Genomic DNA, 16,023 nt, shown 5'->3' with positions numbered 1-16,023 from the left:
CAAGAACACCCGACGCGTCCGGGCAGGTTAGTCGTCGTCCGCGTCGGCGGTGCCGGAGTGGTGGTCCGTCCGTGCCGTCGTCGCCGACTGCGCCTCGGCCTCTCCGTCGACGGTGAGCATCCACTCGGGGAGCGACAGCCCCAGCGAGGCCGGGGCGACGCGACCCGCCTCGTCGACCGGTTCGGTGAGCGACGCCTCGGCGAGTTTCGGGAGGTGCACGTGCTGCAGTCTGATGGTGGCGCCGTCGTCGTCCGGGCCGTCACGCACCGCCGCGGCCAACTCGTCGACCGACACCCGTTCGGTCGACTCGCGACGGAGGGCGGCGAGCACCGCGCGCCGCTCTGCGTGCGCCAGCGCGTCCAACACTGCCGACCAGTCGATCCCAGAGTCGGGCGTCCCGCCGTCGTCCGTCAGCCAGTCGGCCTCGGTAGGGGTAGTCACGACTCTGTAATATGGACAGTTCGACCAGTAGCTACTGCTTGATATCTCAGTCACTTCATTAGGCACCCGTCCGCGTTCGTCGCGATCCGACGGACACACGCCCAGCACGCCCCCCGATTCGTCCCGCCTACCAGTCGATCTGCTCGCGCTTGCGCCAGAACGACCCCGCGGGCCCCGAGCGGAAGCGCGCGAGCCACGTCGGGGTGTCGGCCCCCTCGGCGGGCGTCCGCGGCGCCTCCTCGCCACCCATGTCGGTGTGGACCCAGCCTGGACACACCGAGTTGGCGATCAGTCCCTCGTCGGCGTACTCGCCGTCGAGGTACTTCGTGAGGCCGTTGAGCGCGGTCTTCGTCACGCGGTACGACGGCGACCCGCCTGACTGCTCTTCGCCGAGCGCACCCATCCCCGAGGAGACGTTCACGATCCGTGGCGTCTCGGTGTTCAGCATCGGCGGGAGCGCGTACTTACACAGCAGCATCGGCCCGCGGAGGTTCACCGAGATGGAGTGGTCGATGTGGTGGGTCTGCTCCTCGTGGAGCGCCTCGCCGAAGTGGCCGACGCCCGCGTTGTTGACCAGGATGTCGAGGCCGTCCTCTGACTCGCCGATCGTGTTCAGGGCGTCCTGGATGTCGCCCTCCTGGCTCACGTCGAGGACGACGCGCTCGTACTCGTCGGGGAGGTCGTAGGTGACGCTGCGGACGCCCGCGTACACCGTCGCGCCCAGGTCGGCGAGGTTGGCGGCGATCTCTGCGCCGATGCCGCGGTTCGCGCCCGTCACGAGCGCGGCCTGTCCGGTGAGGTCGTCGTACAGTTCCGGCTCCGGCGTCTCGGCGTCGGTGGTGGTCATACCCGCCGTTGGCGGTCGGGGGACTACGGCGTTTCGACCCGGAGCGAGCGGAACGCCTCGCCCGTCCAGCGGTACGCGACGACGTCCTCGGGCGCGACGATGCAGTAGACGTAGCCGGTCCACGTCGCGCGGTCGCGGTCGGTCGCAGACGGCTCCGCCGGCCCGCGCGGGTGTGAGTGGTAGAAGCCGACGACGTCGAGGCCGCGCGTCTCGCCGTCTTCGATGGCGGCGACGGTCTCGGCGGGGTCGAGTTCGTAGAATCGTTCGGGGTCAGTCGCGACGTTGTCGACGGGGACCGCCTCGGCGACGCGGTCGGCGGCGGCGGCGCGGTCGTCGGTGTTCTCGTCGACCGCCCGCTCGCCCAGCAACACGCCACACACCTCCGCCGGCGCGCCCGCCGCCCGGCGCTCGTGGAGGGTGTCACGCACCGCAGTCGGGAGCAGCAGGCGGTCGGCGGGCACGGCGAGGTGGCTACTCGAAGTCGCGCCGCATCGCGATCTCGAACCACGGGCACAGGCGCAGTTGGCGGTACCACTCGGGGTGGTCGTGGAGGTGCTCGTAGTCGACCCACAGCAGCCCGGCGATCTCCTCCTCGTCGGGGTCGAGCGCGTCGTCCTCCAGCGTCACCTTCAGCACCGCACACACCTCCCACTCCAGGCCAGCGTTCTCGAAGTAGCGCTTGTACTCGAAGCGGTCGGTCAGTTCCACGTCGCCGTACTGGTCGGGCGTGATGCCGAGTTCCTCCTCCAGGCGCTGGCGAGTGGCCTCCTCCTGCGACTGGCCCTCGACGGGGTGGGAGGCGACGGTGCCGTCCCAGTAGGTGCCCCACAGGCGCTTGCCGGGCGCGCGCTGGCCCAGCAGGAGGCGCCCGTTCGAGTCGAACACGAGGCAGGTGAACGCGCGGTGACGGACGCCGTCGCCGGTGTGGGCCTCCAGTCGGTTCACCGTCCCCTCCGGGTTGTCGTCGCTGTCGACGGCGATCACGTCTTGGAGAGCGTTCTTGTGCTCCACGTCCTCGGCGGCTCCGGCGTCGCTCGCGCCGGCGTCGTCCGTACTCATACGCCGTCGTGCGTGAGGGCGGACCATGACGGCTTCGGTGTCGACGCGTCCGCGAGGCGGTCGCGGCGGCCCGGGGAGCCGCGACGGACCGGCCTCACTCGACGTCCGGTGGGTTCTCCTCCGGGTGGCGGTCGTACGCCTCGCCGACGACGAACTCCATCGCCCGCGGTCGCGCGGCGAGTTCGACGTGGCGCCGCTCGACCAACTCGCCGTCGAGCGAGAACTGCCGCGGCTTGGCGGCGTCGACCGTCAGCGACGGCACTTTCAGCCGCGTGAGGTGTGACGCGCCGCGGCGCAGGAGTTTGTCGAGCGCGCCGCGTCCGAGGTAGTCGTACGCGGGGGCGTCTTCCACCACGACGACGTTGAGCTTGCCGTCCTCCATGTTCGCTTGCCGGCGTTCCTCGCCCGGGAAGCGTCGCCCGTTGCCGACCAACAGCATCGCGGCGGTGCCCTCCCACACCGGGTCGCGTTCGGGGCCGGCACGCACGTCCAACTCCAGTCCCTCGAAGCTCCGCGTGTGCGCCATCGTCGCCGCGACGTACGCGAGCACGCCGAGTCGACGCTTCGACTCCCGGGTGGTCCGGGCGCTCGACTCGGCTGTGAGGCCGCCGACACAGGAGTTGAGAAACGGTCGTGACGAGAGGTCGTCGTCGTGGTCGTCGCCGGGGCCTCGCGGCAGGTCGACGCGCCCGAGGTCGAGCCGGCGGCGCTCGCCCGACTCCAGCAGGTCGAACGCGTGGTCGACGCCGCGAATCCCGACGTTGTCGGCGAAGTCGTTGCCCGTGCCCGCGGGGACGACGCCGACGGTGACGCGGTCGAGCGCGTCCTCGTCGTCGACGCCGCGGACCACGTCGTTGAGCGTGCCGTCGCCCCCGGCGGCCGCGACCAGGTCGGCGCCGTCGGCGACGGCCTCGCGCGCGAGGTCGTACGTGTCGCCCCGCTCGCGGGAGCTTCGAACGTCGTAGCCGCGGTCGCGGGCGATGTCGGCGGCGCGGGCGCTCCGCTTGCCGTCGCCACTGCGGGGGTTGTGGACGAGCACGCGCATGGGCCACGACCCGTCCGCAACAGCAAAGCCCTACCGGGGAGTGTCCCCGCCGTGCCCACCGTCGCCGTCGACCTCCACAGCCACACGCGCTTCTTCCACAGCCCTCGGGGACGGCCGACGGCGTACGACCCGGTCGGACTGCGTCTCCAGACGGCGATGGCTCGGCGGCGGGGTCTCGACGCGCTCGCGGTGACGAACCACGACTACGCCTACTCAGCGGAGACGGCGTTTCCAACGGTGCCCGGCATCGAGGTGTCGACGACGCGCGGCCACGTCCTGATCGTCGGGCCGGACCCCCCAGCGCGGACGACGCCCGGCGAACTCACGCCGGCCGAGACGGTCGACATCGCACACGAGCGGGACTGTGCCGCTATCCTCGCGCATCCGTTCCGCGGGAGCACCGCCCGACGCAGCGGCGCCGCGTTCGACGCCGTCGAGATCAACGGGAAGAACCCCGAACACGAGGCGCGGACGCGACGGCTCGCCGACCGACTCGACCTCCCGCTGACCGGCGGGAGCGACGCGCACTACCCCGTCGAGGTTGGGCGCGCCTACACGCTGGTCGAGGTCGACGACGCGCCGACGCCGCGAGCCGTCGCCGACGCGGTCCGGGCGGGGCGGACCGAACCGGTGTTGCAGTACGACGGGTTCCAACGGGTCCTCGATCGGGCGTACACCGCGATCCACGCACGGCGGTCGAGTCGATCCACCGGCGAGTAGACGGCACGTGCGTCGGCGACCCGCGAGGAAGCGGAGTAGCCGGACGAGTCGGAGAGGTCGGACGAGGCGGAGGAGGCGGCTCCGGGCGCGCCTCAGCCGAGGCGCTCGTCCAGAATGAGTCGCGTCTTCGTCCCCTCGATCTCGTCCATCTCGCGGGCGCGCGTGATGAGTTCGTTCACCGCCCGCGTGTCGACGCAGTCGACGATGAGGACGATGTCCTCCTGGCCGGACACCTGCCAGACGAAGTCCACCTCCTCCCACTCGGCGAGGCGCTCGGAGACGGCGCTGGTGTTGACGTTCATGTCGACGCTGATCTCGACCATCGCCTTCACGTTCCCCGTGCGCGTGGTGACGGTGAATCGCTCGATGACGCCCTCACTCGTCATCCGGTCGACGCGGTTGCGGACCGTCCCTTCGCTGGTCCCCACGCGATCGGCGATCTCCGTGTACGGGGTCCGAGCGTCCCGTCGAAGGAGGTTGAGGATCCGCCGGTCCAAGTCGTCCATGCACGCCCTTGACGGAGGGTCGCCAAAGAGATTGCGAAATTCGTAACGAATCTTCGAACGACGCACTTATGGTCAGCCCCTCGTTGTGTATCTCGTAATGGCCGACGCCTACGTCGCCCTGGCCGACGGTCGTGTCTTCGAGGCACGCGCCCGCGCGCCGGGCCGCACACGTGGTGAACTGGTGTTCACGACCGCGTACACCGGCTACGAGGAGTCGCTGACGGACCCCTCCTACGAGGAGCAGGTTCTCACGTTCTCGTACCCGCTGATCGGGAACTACGGCGTCCGAGACGAGCGGTTCGAGTCCGACCGCGTCCACCCCAACGCCGCGGTCGCTCGCGAGTTGACCGACGACGTGGCCGAGTGGCTCGAAGCCGAGGGCGTCCCCGCGGTCGACCACCTCGACACGCGCGACCTCGTGACGAGCGTGCGCGAGGAGGGTGCGATGGCCTGTGGCATCGCCGCTGGGCCGGACGCGACCCCCGAGGCCGCCAAGGAGGAACTCGCCGAGTGCGTCGGGATGTCCGACCACCTCGACATCGGCAAGCAGGTGTCGACCGACGAGCCGTACACGGTGCAGGGCGGCGGCGACTACGACGTCGCCCTCGTCGACTGCGGCATGAAGGGCTCCATCGCCACCTCGCTGGCCGAGCGCGGCGCCGACGTGCACGTGCTCCCGTACGACGTGGACGCCGACACCGTCGCCGACCTGGAGCCGGACGTGCTGTTCATCTCGAACGGCCCCGGCGACCCCGCGAACTTCGAGTCGGCGACCGGGCTGGTCGAGGAGTTCGCCGGAGAGGTGCCGCTGGCTGGCATCTGCCTCGGGCAGCAGATCGTCGCCCGCGCGTTCGGCGGCGACACCGAGAAGATGGCGTTCGGGCACCGCGGCGTCAACCAGCCCGTCCGCGACCTCGAAACCGGACAGGTCGTCATGACCACCCAGAACCACGGCTACAGCGTCGCCGACCCCGGTGACCTCGAGGTGACGCAGGTGAACGTCAACGACGACACCGCCGAGGGCCTCAAGAGCGACGAGTTCTCGGTCGTCACCCGCCAGTACCACCCCGAGGCGAACCCCGGCCCGCACGACTCGCTGGGCTTCTTCGACGAGGTGCTCGATCTGGCGGGAAACGGGTCTCGAACGCCCGTCACGGCTGACTGAGCGAGCCGAGCGGCGACCGCTCCGCCTCGACGCGATCGAACCGCGGTGACGGCGACCCCTCCGTTCCCGACTCTCTCGCGACCGTACTGAAACCGACTTCAGAGAACCTTCTTCGGGGTTCGTGTCATCCGTGCACACATGGCAGTCGACGACGCGGACGACGGATTCCACGAGGTGATCGCGCTCGACGACCTCCGAGCGGAGGGACGGACGCTCACCGCTATCGACGGCACACCGATCGCGGTGTTCCACCACGAGGACGAGGTGCGCGCGGTGAACAACCGGTGTCCACACATGGGGTTCCCGCTCACCGAGGGGAGCGTCGAGGAGGGTGTCCTCACCTGTCACTGGCACCACGCGCGCTTCGAGTTGTCCTGCGGCGACACGTTCGACCCGTGGGCCGACGACGTTGACACCTACCCCGTCGAGGTGCGAGACGGGACCGTCTACGTCGCCCCCGAGCCCCGGCGCTCGGAGCCACCCGCCGCACACTGGCGGACCCGCCTCGACGACGGCCTCGAGCAGAACCTCCGCCTCGTGCTCGCGAAGTCGGCGGTCGGCCTGCTCGACAACGGCGTCGACTCGACCGAGGTGGTCGGGCGCGGCGTCCGCTTCGGCGTGCGCAACCGCGCCGACGGGTGGAGCTCCGGGCTCACCATCCTCGTCGCGCTCGCGAACCGCCTCCCGGACCTCGACGACGACGACCGCAAGCGCGCGCTGTACCAGGGGCTCACGGAGGTCGCGGGCGACTGCGCGGGCGAACCGCCGAAGTTCGACCAGGAGGCGTTCGACGCGACCGGCACCTCCTTCGACCGCCTGCTGTCGTGGTTCCGTGAGAACGTGGAGGTGCGCGACGCCGACGGTGCAGAGCGCGTGCTTCGCACCGCCGTCGCGGCGGGGTACGGACCCGAGGAGTTGACCGAACTGCTCGTCACCGCCGCGACCGATCACCGCTACCTCGACACCGGCCACGCGTTCGACTTCGTGAACAAGGCGACCGAGGCGTTGGACCTGGTCGGCTGGGACGACGACGAGCGGACCGCCGACGTGCTCGCCTCGCTCGTCCGCGGACTGGCGACCGCCGAACGCGCCGAAGAGTCGTCGTCGTGGCGCCAGCCGATCGATCTGGCGGCGATGTGCGACGAGCGGTTCGACCGCCTCGACGCGATGGTCGCCGACGGCGAGGGAGAGACGTGGACCGAACCCGCCGACTTCACCGAGCGACTGCTCGCCGACGACCCCGAGACGGTGTTCGACGCGCTGGAGGAGGCCATCCGTGCGGGAGCCTCCGTCGAGGACCTGGCGAGTGCGGTGTCGTTCGCGGCGGTCACGCGGGTCGCCCGGTTCGCGACGAGCAACGAGTTCGCCGACTGGAACACCGTCCACCACACGTTCACCTTCGCCAACGCCGTCGAGCGCGCCGCCGAGCGCACCGACGCGACCGCGCTGTATCGCGGCGTGGTCGACGCCGCCGTGAACGTCTACCTCGACCGCTTCCTCAACACCCCGCCGGCGCCGACGCCGACGGGCGACCCCGACGCCGACCCGGAGACGGCGCTGGAGGAACTCCGACTGGCGTTCGAACAGCAGGGACAGGTGGAGCAGGCGGCCAGCGCCGTCGCCGACTTCCTCGCCGCAGACGGCGACCCCGAACGGTTGAAAGCCGCGTTGGGGAACGCGCTGCTCGTCGAGGACACGAACTTCCACACGTTCCAGGCGTACGAGGCGGCGTGTCGCCAGGCGGACCGCCGCGACGACAACGCGGAGCGACGGACCTGTCTCGTCGCCGCCGCGCGCTACATGGCCGCCCACTACCCGACGCGGCGCTCGCGCGAGCAGACGTTCTCCATCGCCGCACGGCTGTTGCGGGGCGAGCGCGTCGACGGCGCCGACGGCGGGACCGCCGCCGACGGAGCCTCCGTCGCGGAGACGGACGGCTGAGGCGGGGACGCGGCGGGGCGCGGCCGGTCAGTCGGTGAGGTTCTCGCCGCCGCCGAGGCCGGAGCCGTCGGCGCGAGCGGCGCCGAACGTCCAGTCGAAGTCGGCGACGCGCGGGAGGTCGTCGAAGCTCCACACGCGGTGGTCGGCGCGGACGCACCGCTCGCGGTGGTCGTGGCCGTGGCGTTCGACGTGGACGGCGTCGAGCCCCGCGTTCCACGCCGCACCCACGTCGCTGTCGCCGTCGCCGAGGTAGACGCCCCGCTGGGCGGTCGGGTCCACGCCGATGTCGTTCATCGCGACCCGGAGCGGCCCGGGGTCGGGCTTCCACCCCGTCTCGTCCGAACACGACAGGAACGTGTCGAAGCGGTCGGTGAGGTCGAGGCGGTCGGTGACCGGTCGCGCGAGGAACTCCGCGCAGTGTGTGACGAGGCCCATCGGCACGTCCCGCCCGTGGAGGTCGTCGAGCAGGCGTTCGGCGTCGGGGTGGAGGTAGGTGGCCTCGGCGCGCGCGGCGGGGTCCTCGACGGCGTGGAACGCCGGCCAGAACTCTGTGGGGTCGAGCCCCCACTCGCGCAGTTGCGGGTCGCGGGCGCCGGTGAGGCCGTGCCACAGCAACTCCGCCTGGCGGTCGGTGAACCCGTAGCCGATCCGGTCGCCCACGCGGTCGAACACCTCGCGAGTGTAGGACCACTCCGCGTCGACGAGCGTCCCGTCGAGGTCGAACAGCCAGAAGTCGTATGTGTTGGGGACCATGCGAGACAACAGGGTAGGTCGTTCCCCGTGTTATATCTTCGCTCCCTACCGACCGAGTAAATACCTTCCTAACGCGACGCTCGCTCGTGGATCTGTGAGACGCGCGATCCCGGCGGTTTCACGCCTCGTCAGCGTCCGTCCCGGGTCGGTCGTCGTCGCCTACCCGGATGGACGACCCGAAGTACTTGTGGAGCGCCTCGCGGACGGAGTCGGCCCGGAACGCACCCAGATCGGCGTCGACGGCCTCCCGGAGCGCGGTTAGGTACGCCTCGTCCGTCTCGAACTCCCGAAACGTCGCCGACAGCACCTCGACACCCGCGGGGAGGCGCTCGGCACACAGGTCGCGCGCGTGGTCCGCGTCGTTCGCCTCGCCGCGCCACAGCGCGTCGCGAAACAGCAGCCACCCCTCCTCGCCGGGCGTCGCCGCGGGGATCCGCACCACCGTCTCGAACGTGTCGGGGTCGATCCGCGCGCGCCGCGGCGAGAGGGTGAACCGGACGCGGAAGACGTACGACGCGTCCACGGCGTCAGTCCGCCAACTCGTTGAGTCGGCCCGCCAGATTGATGTCCTTCGCGGTGACGCCGCCGGCGTCGTGGGTGGTGAGTCGGACCTCCACCTCACGCCACCCGATCGTCATCGTCGGATGGTGGAACGCCTCCTCGGCGAGGCCGCCCGCGCCACCGGCGAAGCCGACGCCTTCGAGGTAGGAGTCGAACTCGAAGGTGCGTGCGATCTCGTCGGCTGCGGCGTCGTGGTGCCAGCCGTCGGGCAGTTCGTCGGCGATCTCGTCGGCGTCGAGCACGTCGCTCACGCGGGACCCGTCGGTCGGCACGAGCAAAAGCGTACCTCGGGGCGCCGAGGGGCGAGAACGCGGCCCCCGGTCAGCGCTGACTCGCCGCCGAGGTCAGCGTCGACTTGGCGTCGTCGATGAGCGCCAGCGTCTCCGCGCCCGCCGAGAGGACGGGGTACGGCGACGACAGCGACCGGTAGAGGTAGTCGAACCAGTAGCGTCGTTCACCCTCCTCGTCGTGGATGCGACCCTGTCGGTCGGTCAACAGCGTCTCGACGCGGTCCTCGTGCCACTCGAGGCGTTCGTACTCACCGACGAGGTCCGAGTACGTGGCGTACGAGAGGTCACGCTCGACGGTGCGCTCGCCGGCCTCCACCGCCGGCGCCAGCGTCGACTCCGCCTCCGACAGCGCCGACTCCTCGGTTTCGAGCGTCGTCAGCATCTCTGCGCGCTCCTCGCGGGCCCGCTCGGCGCCGCTCGCGAGCGTCGCCCGGAGTGTCGGTGTGAGCGCGCCGCCCTCCTCGAGGAGCGCCCCCGCGACCGCGCCGGAGAACTCCTCGGCGACGTTCTCCGCGAGCGTCTCCTGGTACTCCTCCTCGTAGTGGGGTGTGGCCATCACCGTCTCCCTGTACGCCTCTCGTGCCGCTGCGAGGCCGCCGTCGCCCGCGCCCGCGGCTGTCGTCGCCGCTAACACGTTCGTCCCCGCTCCCATCGGCGTCGGGTGCGTCAGTTCGCCCGGTTCGAGGGCGGCGACTCGCCGCCGGAATCGTTCGAACGCGTCGCGCTCGGCCCGGGTTCGAGACACCTCACTCGCGAGTGCCTCCCGCGCTCCGTCGAGCCGTGCCAAGACCGCCCCCACGGCCAGCAGAAACACCGCCGTCAACCCCAAGACGGCGAGCCCGACGGCGATGTCCGGGTGGTCGCACGCGGCGGCCCGGCACATCGCCTCCACTCCCTGTTCGACCGGCTCGGTCGACAAGCGACCGACGCCGTGACTCGTTGCTCGCATACACTGGTGTGCGACGGCATCGCACATCACCCTTTCCCCTGTGCTGGCGAGTGGCGTAATTTTCTCTCAGACCGGATCCGAAAACTGCGAGACTGCGGCTCAGTCGTTCGAGACGTGCTCGAGCGCGTGCTGCGGCACGTCCGGGGCGCCCTCCGACCCTTCGGGCGTGTTCGCACCCTCGGCGGTCGCCGGCGGACCGTCGAACTCGGGGTCGAACAACTGCATCGCCGTGTGGATGGTGCTCCAGTCGTCCTCGGCGGCGGCCTCCCGGAGGCTCTTCGTCGGCGCCGCCAGCAGTTGCCCGACGAGCGCGTCGGCGAGGCCGGCGACCGTCTCACGCTGCTCGTCGGTGAGGTCGCCCTGCGCCTCCAGTTTCGCGAGCGCCTCCTCCAGTTCGCGCTGTTTCGTGCGCTCGGCGGCCTCGTACATCGCCGAGACGGCGTCGTCAGCCCGCTTGCGCTTGAAGTCGTCGAGGAGTCGGTCGAACTCGGCGTCGATCATCTCTTCGACCGCCCGCGCGGCGGCCTCGCGCCGGTCGCGTGCCTCGCCGCTGACGGACTGGAGGTCGTCGATGTCGCGGACGACGACGCGCTCGTCGCCCGCGTCGGGCACCACGTCTCGCGGCTGCCCGAGGTCGATACACAGCGTCTCGCCCGCCTCTGCGAGCGTCTCGTCGTCGAGGACGGGGCTGGTCGCGCCGGTCGCGGCGATGAGCACGTCCGCGTCGGCCACGACGGCGCCCACGTCGTCGAGGGCGACCGCCGTCGCCTCGCTGTCGAGGTCCGTCGCCACCTGCTGTGCCGTCGACAGCGTCCGGTTCGCGACGACGACCTGGGCGACGGGCGAGGCGTCGAGCGCCCGCGCCGCGAGCGTCCCCATCTCGCCGGCGCCGACGACCAGCGCCGTCGCACCCGCCAGGTCCGTCTCGCGCCGGGCGAGTTCGACCGCCGCCGACCCGAGCGACACCGACCCCTCGTTGATCCGCGTCTCCGCGCGGGCGCGCTTGCCCACCTGGAGCGCCTTCGAGACTGCGTCGTCGAGCACACCGCCCGACAGGCCACCCACCTCGCGGGCGACCGACCCGGCGTCGCTCAGTTGGCCGAGGATCTGGTCTTCGCCGAGGACGAGCGACTCTAGTCCGGCGGCCACTCGCATGAGGTGCCGGATGCTCGCCTCGTGATCGAGGTGGCGGACCGCGCTCTCACGGACGTCGGGTGAGAACTGCCCCAGCGCCGCTCGCGCGTCCGCGGCGTCGTCGGCGGCCACGTACGCCTCCGCGCGGTTGCACGTCTGGATCGCCAGCGCCTCTTCGACCCCGTCGCGGTCGAGGAGGTCAGACACGAGCGTCGCCACGTCGACCGTCTGCGTGGCCTCGATATCCTCGACCGAGGCGGTCGTGTGGCTCACGCTCACGCCCGCGACGACGCCGGTGTCAGTCATCGATCTCCTCCATAACTCGGGTCGCTTCCTGGCGTGCGTTGGAGGCTCCCTCTTGTAAAGCCTTCCAAACCTCCGGGGAGCTGACCACCGCCCGAACACGTTCGCGTCGGGCGGTCGCGGAGACGCCGGCGTCCTTCTGTTCGGCCCGGATCTCCGCGACCAGATCCGCCATCGCGCCCGCGCCCTCCACCTCGGCTTCGATCCGGCGTCGGAGTTCCTTCGACAGCGCGGGGGCGGCCCCGCCCGTGGCGACGGCGGCGACCACCGACCCGTCGCGCACCGTGGCCGGCACGACGACGCTGCCGGCGTCGCGCCCGCCCGCCCGGTCGGCGCGGTTGACGAGCGCGCCCGCGTCGCGGGCCGCCGTCTCGGCGGCCTCGTTCACCGCGTCGTCGTCCGTCGCGGCGACCACGAGCGCGGGGGCGAGGCGGTCGACCCACTCGCGCACGTCGTCGGGCGTCGGCGCGGCCCGCACCAACTCCGCGTCGCCGAAGTCGCGGTCGGCGAACGCTGGGCTCACGACGACGGTGCGTGCCTCGCGCGCGAACCGCCGCGCCTTGCGGGCGCCGACCGGCCCGCCGCCGACGACGAGCACCGTCTCCCCCTCGAAGTCGTGGAGCAGGGGGATCACGCGTCGGCCTCCATCTCGTTCGCCGCTCCACGTCGCGGGGCAAAAACCTCTGGGCGCAGATCCCCGAAGCGAGATCCGACCCCGTCGGTCTGCCCTGCCGTCGCCTCGGCAGTCGGGTCGGCCATCGGTCGCCTCACGCGTCCGCGGAGCCGGCCTCCTCGTCGCGCACCTGTGCGTCCGCGCGCTCGTCGAGCCTGATGCCCGTCTTCTTCAGGATGCGCGTCGAGAACAGCGAGTCCCACTCGTCGTCGCCCACGTCCCAGAAGTCGGTCATCACCTCGCGCACCTGCTCGATCCGCCGCTGGGACTCGGCCTCGTCGCGGCCGTGGGTCATCGCGAAGAAGTTGTACGGCCACACGCCCTCGTGGCGGGGTCGGTGGTAACAGTGGGTGACGAACCCGAGCGAGGCGACCGCGGGTCCGACCTCGTCGAGCAGGTCGTCGGGCACGTCCCAGACGGTCATCCCGTTCTCGGTGTAGCCGAGCGCGTAGTGGTTCGGGATGACGCCGACGCGGCGCACCTTCCCCTCCTCGTTGAACCGCTTGATCGTCTCGACGACCCACTCGACGGGCTGGCCGACCGCGTCGGCCACGTCCGCGTACGGCGTCTCCGTGATCGGGAGGCCGCCCTGAATCTCGACGACGATGTCGCGCTCGCGAGCGGTGATGCCGCGTTCACCCGACGGCGTCACGTCGGGGCCGAGGTGTGACAGGTCGAGGTCGCCGTCGGACACGGGGCCGTCGAGCAGGAACTTCGCGCCCACGTGGAACTCCTCCTGCTTCGGGAGGTTGTACGTCTCCTGGCCGGTCGCGTCCTCGATGTCCGCCAGCACGCGCGCCACCTCGGCCTCGTCGGCGACGCTGACGACGAACCACATGTTGAGGTGCGGGTGCTCGCGCTCGTAGTTGTGCGCCACCTCGCGGAAGTCGTTGACCGTCTCGGCGACCGCCTCGTAGCGCTCCTCCGGCGCGTGCATCGCCACGAGCGTCGCGGTGCCGCCAATCTCCTCGGCGTTGACGAGCGCGCCGAACCGCGAGAGCACGCCGCGCTCGTCGAGGTCACGTACCGTCGCGAGGAGGGTCTCTGCGTCGACGTCGACGCCGCGCTCGGTCAGCGCGGCCGCCGCCGGTTCCCACGGGTGCTCGACGACGGGGAAGCCGCCCTGGAAGGCGTTGATGACGGCCCGTTCGAGCGTCGAGAGGTCGACGTCCGCGTCGACGTTGTCCATGTCCTCGTTCGGGACGCCGCGAGGATAAGCGTCGCGTTCGTGGCGGCTCCGGTCGCTCGATCAGTCCTCGCCGGCGTCGGGGGTCGACCCGGCGTCGGCCGCCGGCTCGGGGGGGCCGCTCGCCCGGCGGTTCGCGTCGGCGGTCGGCCCCTGCTCGGCCGCCGCCGACGCGGCTTCCTCGTCTGCCAGCGGGCGGGCGCCCAGCGCGCCCAACGCGAACGCGAGCGCGCCGAAGCGGTCGCCGACGGCGACGCGCCCGCGGTCGGCGTCGTACTCGACGACGCGCGCCTCGGCCAACCGCGGGAGGTGCGTCTGGCGGAGCGAGACGTACACGCGCTTGCGCTCGTCGTACGCGGGGTCTGGGCCGAACTCCCGTTCGGCGACCGCGTCGATGAGCGGTCGGACCTCGACGGTCCGGTCTGCCGCGTCGAGGTGCTCGACGACGTACCGCCGACGGACGCTCGCCAGCAGTTCGAACACCCGGGTCTTCGAGAGCGGCTCACCGGTCTCGGGGAGCGCGTCGAAGCGAGCGCGCGACCACCGGTGGCTCCACTGACTCGTGTCTGCGTCCGTCATGGCTGTAGGCGTCGTTGGTACGGCTGGGGTGGTACGTGCTGATAGCCGTTGTGGCCGTCGCGAGAAGGTTCCATGCGGGAGTTTTTGTCCCGCCGACGGCGCGAGGCCGTCACGGTGGCCGGGACCCAACAACCACCGGGTGGTGGAATGCCGTGTGGTGATGCCGGAATGGTGGTGCCGGTCCCACCGGTAGTTCCCGATGGGGGGTTGTATGTAAGTGGGGCTTACTGTCTATCTACTGATCAGATTTACCAGCGGCCGACGGGGTGCGTCCCGGTCGACTCAGGGGACGAGCGTCACGTCTTCGACGCCGTCGAGGTCGGTGACGGCCGCGGCGAGCGCGTCCTGGTCGACGCCCGCCTCGTAGTAGAACACGAGGTCGAACGTCCCCTCGCGCAGCAGTTGCTGGCACTCCCAGACGAACGCCTCGTCGTCGAGCGTCAGCCCCTGGAACTGGTTCGACGCGAAGTCGGTGTCGTCGTTGCCGGCGTAGATGTACGTCTCGCCCTTCTCGGCGTGCTCGGCGATAGTCTCGTTCAAGTCGACGGTCAACTCGTGCATCTCGAGGTCCTCCTGGCCGCCGAGAGAGGTGTGGACGACCATCCCGAGCAGTTCGATGTCGCCCGGTTCCAACAACGCCTTCGTCCGCTCGTAGAGGTCCCGGTCGATAGCGTCGGACATACCTGCCCGTCCGCCCACGCGGGCATACCGGTGACGGTTTCCGCGCGGTGGGCACCGCACACGCTGCCTCGCTCCAGGCGTCGTCTTCGCACGCCGCGCATCTTTTTACGCGCCAACACCCACCCTTGAACATGGATCTCACGCTGAAGTTCTTCGCCACATTCCGCGAGGCGGTCGGCTCGAAGATCGTCGACCGGGAGTTCGCCGACGCGGCGACCGTCGGCGACGTCCTCGCGGCCCTCGAAGCAGAGTACGACGGACTCGCGGGGAACCTGCTCGTTGACGGCGACCTGAAGCCCCAGATCAACGTGCTGCTCAACGGTCGAGAGGTGCTCCACATGGAGGGCGTCGAGACGACCGTCGACGACGGCGACACGCTCGCGGTGTTCCCACCGGTCGCGGGCGGCGCCGGCGACGCGTCGCGAGGACCGCGCTCGTGAGTGGCGACGAGACGGTGACCCGCGTCGAGGCGTACCGGGGTATCTCGCGACGGCTGGCGGTCCACTACCTCCGGAACCTCGGCGGCGAGGCCGACGGCCCCGACGAGGAGGTGACCGAACTCGACGGCGACGGGTGGCACGTCTCCGTCTCCGCCGCGACCGTCGAGGGGCCCGGGACCATCACGCTGACCGAGGTGACGGTGGAGTTCGAGGGGCCGCCCGACGTCCTCGACCCCCTCGTCGAGCGGTTCGGCCAGAAAGCGATGCGCGCGGGCGGGTGATGGCGGACGCGAACTCGGACCCCGACCGCGAGGAGGGTGACGCCGACCGGGGGTACGACCCCGAGACGCGCGCCAGGGGCCACCCAATCGACCCGAACGCGCTCATGATCGCTGCGGCGAAGGCGAGCGTCGGTGCCGGACGACTCCCCCAGTTGCTCCGGGCGGCCGACGACTACCTCCACGACCGGGCCGACGAGTACGACCGCTCGTACGAGTGCGTCGAGGCGGGAGACGAGGACGGCCCCGCGGTGTACCTCGTCCCCGACGGCCACTGGGACGGCGTCGGCGACGACCTCGGCTTGAACCGTCGCGAGGTCGACGCGCTCCGGCGAGCCCACGAGCAACACCTGCTGCGCGTGGGCACCCAACGTCGACGGCGGCGTGAGTTCGAGACGGCGCTGGAACTCCGTGAGGCCGCCGTAGTCACGCGCTGACGCCGCCGAATCGGTCGGATTGACTGCGTAACTTT

General features: G+C 70.9%; 21 protein-coding genes. 6 read left to right on the top strand and 15 right to left on the bottom strand.

Features of this window, described 5'->3' with window-relative positions; all coding sequences use genetic code 11:
* Window positions 1-27: 27 nt before the first annotated feature.
* From P0R32_RS04180 to P0R32_RS04160, 5 genes are all read right to left on the bottom strand, one after another.
* A complete protein-coding gene (locus tag P0R32_RS04180; protein ID WP_276238697.1) occupies window positions 28-441 on the bottom strand; it encodes a helix-turn-helix domain-containing protein in 414 nt (137 codons plus the stop codon).
* Between the two features lie 127 nt (window positions 442-568).
* Entirely contained in the window at window positions 569-1,288 is a 720-nt protein-coding gene (locus tag P0R32_RS04175; RefSeq protein WP_276238696.1) for an SDR family NAD(P)-dependent oxidoreductase, read from the bottom strand.
* Window positions 1,289-1,311: 23 nt separating this feature from the next.
* Window positions 1,312-1,749, bottom strand: coding sequence for a desampylase (locus P0R32_RS04170; RefSeq protein WP_276238695.1), 438 nt, complete (start codon window positions 1,747-1,749; stop codon window positions 1,312-1,314).
* A gap of 10 nt (window positions 1,750-1,759) precedes the next feature.
* Complete coding sequence (locus P0R32_RS04165; protein ID WP_276238694.1) at window positions 1,760-2,347, bottom strand: NUDIX hydrolase; 588 nt, start codon at window positions 2,345-2,347, stop codon at window positions 1,760-1,762.
* Between the two features lie 94 nt (window positions 2,348-2,441).
* Complete coding sequence (locus P0R32_RS04160; protein WP_276238693.1) at window positions 2,442-3,392, bottom strand: diacylglycerol/lipid kinase family protein; 951 nt, start codon at window positions 3,390-3,392, stop codon at window positions 2,442-2,444.
* A 51-nt stretch (window positions 3,393-3,443) separates the two neighbouring features.
* Here P0R32_RS04160 and P0R32_RS04155 point away from each other — a divergent pair, with 51 nt between their 5' ends.
* Window positions 3,444-4,112, top strand: coding sequence for a PHP domain-containing protein (locus P0R32_RS04155; protein ID WP_276238692.1), 669 nt, complete (start codon window positions 3,444-3,446; stop codon window positions 4,110-4,112).
* A 92-nt stretch (window positions 4,113-4,204) separates the two neighbouring features.
* Here the strand turns inward: P0R32_RS04155 and P0R32_RS04150 are convergent, their stop codons facing one another.
* Window positions 4,205-4,618: an Lrp/AsnC family transcriptional regulator gene (locus P0R32_RS04150; protein WP_276238691.1), complete on the bottom strand. Its 414-nt coding sequence runs from the start codon at window positions 4,616-4,618 to the stop codon at window positions 4,205-4,207.
* 97 nt (window positions 4,619-4,715) lie between these two features.
* Here P0R32_RS04150 and carA point away from each other — a divergent pair, with 97 nt between their 5' ends.
* Both carA and P0R32_RS04140 read left to right on the top strand, forming a co-directional pair.
* On the top strand, window positions 4,716-5,783 hold the full coding sequence (carA, locus tag P0R32_RS04145) for a glutamine-hydrolyzing carbamoyl-phosphate synthase small subunit (protein WP_276238690.1): 1,068 nt from the start codon (window positions 4,716-4,718) through the stop codon (window positions 5,781-5,783).
* 138 nt (window positions 5,784-5,921) lie between these two features.
* Complete coding sequence (locus P0R32_RS04140) at window positions 5,922-7,724, top strand: Rieske 2Fe-2S domain-containing protein (protein ID WP_276238689.1); 1,803 nt, start codon at window positions 5,922-5,924, stop codon at window positions 7,722-7,724.
* A 27-nt stretch (window positions 7,725-7,751) separates the two neighbouring features.
* Here P0R32_RS04140 and P0R32_RS04135 read toward each other — a convergent pair whose 3' ends face one another.
* The 9 genes from P0R32_RS04135 to P0R32_RS04095 form a co-directional block, all read right to left on the bottom strand.
* Window positions 7,752-8,477, bottom strand: coding sequence for an HAD family hydrolase (locus P0R32_RS04135; protein WP_276238688.1), 726 nt, complete (start codon window positions 8,475-8,477; stop codon window positions 7,752-7,754).
* 118 nt (window positions 8,478-8,595) lie between these two features.
* Window positions 8,596-9,000: an LWR-salt protein gene (lwrS, locus tag P0R32_RS04130; protein ID WP_276238687.1), complete on the bottom strand. Its 405-nt coding sequence runs from the start codon at window positions 8,998-9,000 to the stop codon at window positions 8,596-8,598.
* A gap of 4 nt (window positions 9,001-9,004) precedes the next feature.
* Window positions 9,005-9,289: a 4a-hydroxytetrahydrobiopterin dehydratase gene (locus P0R32_RS04125; protein WP_276238686.1), complete on the bottom strand. Its 285-nt coding sequence runs from the start codon at window positions 9,287-9,289 to the stop codon at window positions 9,005-9,007.
* A 70-nt stretch (window positions 9,290-9,359) separates the two neighbouring features.
* Complete coding sequence (locus P0R32_RS04120; protein ID WP_276238685.1) at window positions 9,360-10,277, bottom strand: DUF7260 family protein; 918 nt, start codon at window positions 10,275-10,277, stop codon at window positions 9,360-9,362.
* A gap of 99 nt (window positions 10,278-10,376) precedes the next feature.
* Complete coding sequence (gene hemA / locus P0R32_RS04115) at window positions 10,377-11,717, bottom strand: glutamyl-tRNA reductase (RefSeq protein ID WP_276238684.1); 1,341 nt, start codon at window positions 11,715-11,717, stop codon at window positions 10,377-10,379.
* Window positions 11,710-12,348: a precorrin-2 dehydrogenase/sirohydrochlorin ferrochelatase family protein gene (locus tag P0R32_RS04110; protein WP_276238683.1), complete on the bottom strand. Its 639-nt coding sequence runs from the start codon at window positions 12,346-12,348 to the stop codon at window positions 11,710-11,712. Before P0R32_RS04110 ends, hemA begins: the two co-directional genes overlap by 8 nt.
* Window positions 12,349-12,481: 133 nt before the next feature.
* Entirely contained in the window at window positions 12,482-13,576 is a 1,095-nt protein-coding gene (gene ahbB, locus P0R32_RS04105) for a siroheme decarboxylase subunit beta (protein ID WP_276238682.1), read from the bottom strand.
* Between the two features lie 60 nt (window positions 13,577-13,636).
* On the bottom strand, window positions 13,637-14,152 hold the full coding sequence (locus tag P0R32_RS04100) for a DUF7344 domain-containing protein (protein WP_276238681.1): 516 nt from the start codon (window positions 14,150-14,152) through the stop codon (window positions 13,637-13,639).
* Between the two features lie 282 nt (window positions 14,153-14,434).
* Window positions 14,435-14,833 carry a DUF5778 family protein gene (locus P0R32_RS04095; RefSeq protein ID WP_276238680.1) on the bottom strand — a complete coding sequence of 133 codons (399 nt, stop codon included), beginning with the start codon at window positions 14,831-14,833 and terminating at the stop codon, window positions 14,435-14,437.
* 131 nt (window positions 14,834-14,964) lie between these two features.
* Between P0R32_RS04095 and P0R32_RS04090 the strand changes: the two genes are divergently transcribed.
* From P0R32_RS04090 to P0R32_RS04080, 3 genes are read left to right on the top strand one after another with little or no spacing between them, the layout of a single operon-like run.
* A complete protein-coding gene (locus P0R32_RS04090; RefSeq protein WP_276238679.1) occupies window positions 14,965-15,273 on the top strand; it encodes a ubiquitin-like small modifier protein 1 in 309 nt (102 codons plus the stop codon).
* Window positions 15,270-15,554 (top strand): MoaD-like domain-containing protein, encoded by a 285-nt coding sequence (locus P0R32_RS04085; RefSeq protein WP_276238678.1) that lies wholly within the window; start codon window positions 15,270-15,272, stop codon window positions 15,552-15,554. The genes P0R32_RS04090 and P0R32_RS04085 overlap by 4 nt, the downstream gene beginning before the upstream one ends.
* The gene (locus P0R32_RS04080; protein WP_276238677.1) at window positions 15,554-15,988 is read left to right on the top strand and encodes a DUF8048 family protein; all 435 of its coding nucleotides are present in this window, start codon (window positions 15,554-15,556) and stop codon (window positions 15,986-15,988) included. Before P0R32_RS04085 ends, P0R32_RS04080 begins: the two co-directional genes overlap by 1 nt.
* Window positions 15,989-16,023 lie beyond the last annotated feature (35 nt).

Source organism: Halobaculum marinum (assembly GCF_029338555.1).
GTDB lineage: Archaea > Halobacteriota > Halobacteria > Halobacteriales > Haloferacaceae > Halobaculum > Halobaculum marinum.
The sequence above is the reverse complement of the archived record's forward strand: the minus strand, read 5'-3'. Positions and strand labels throughout refer to the sequence as shown.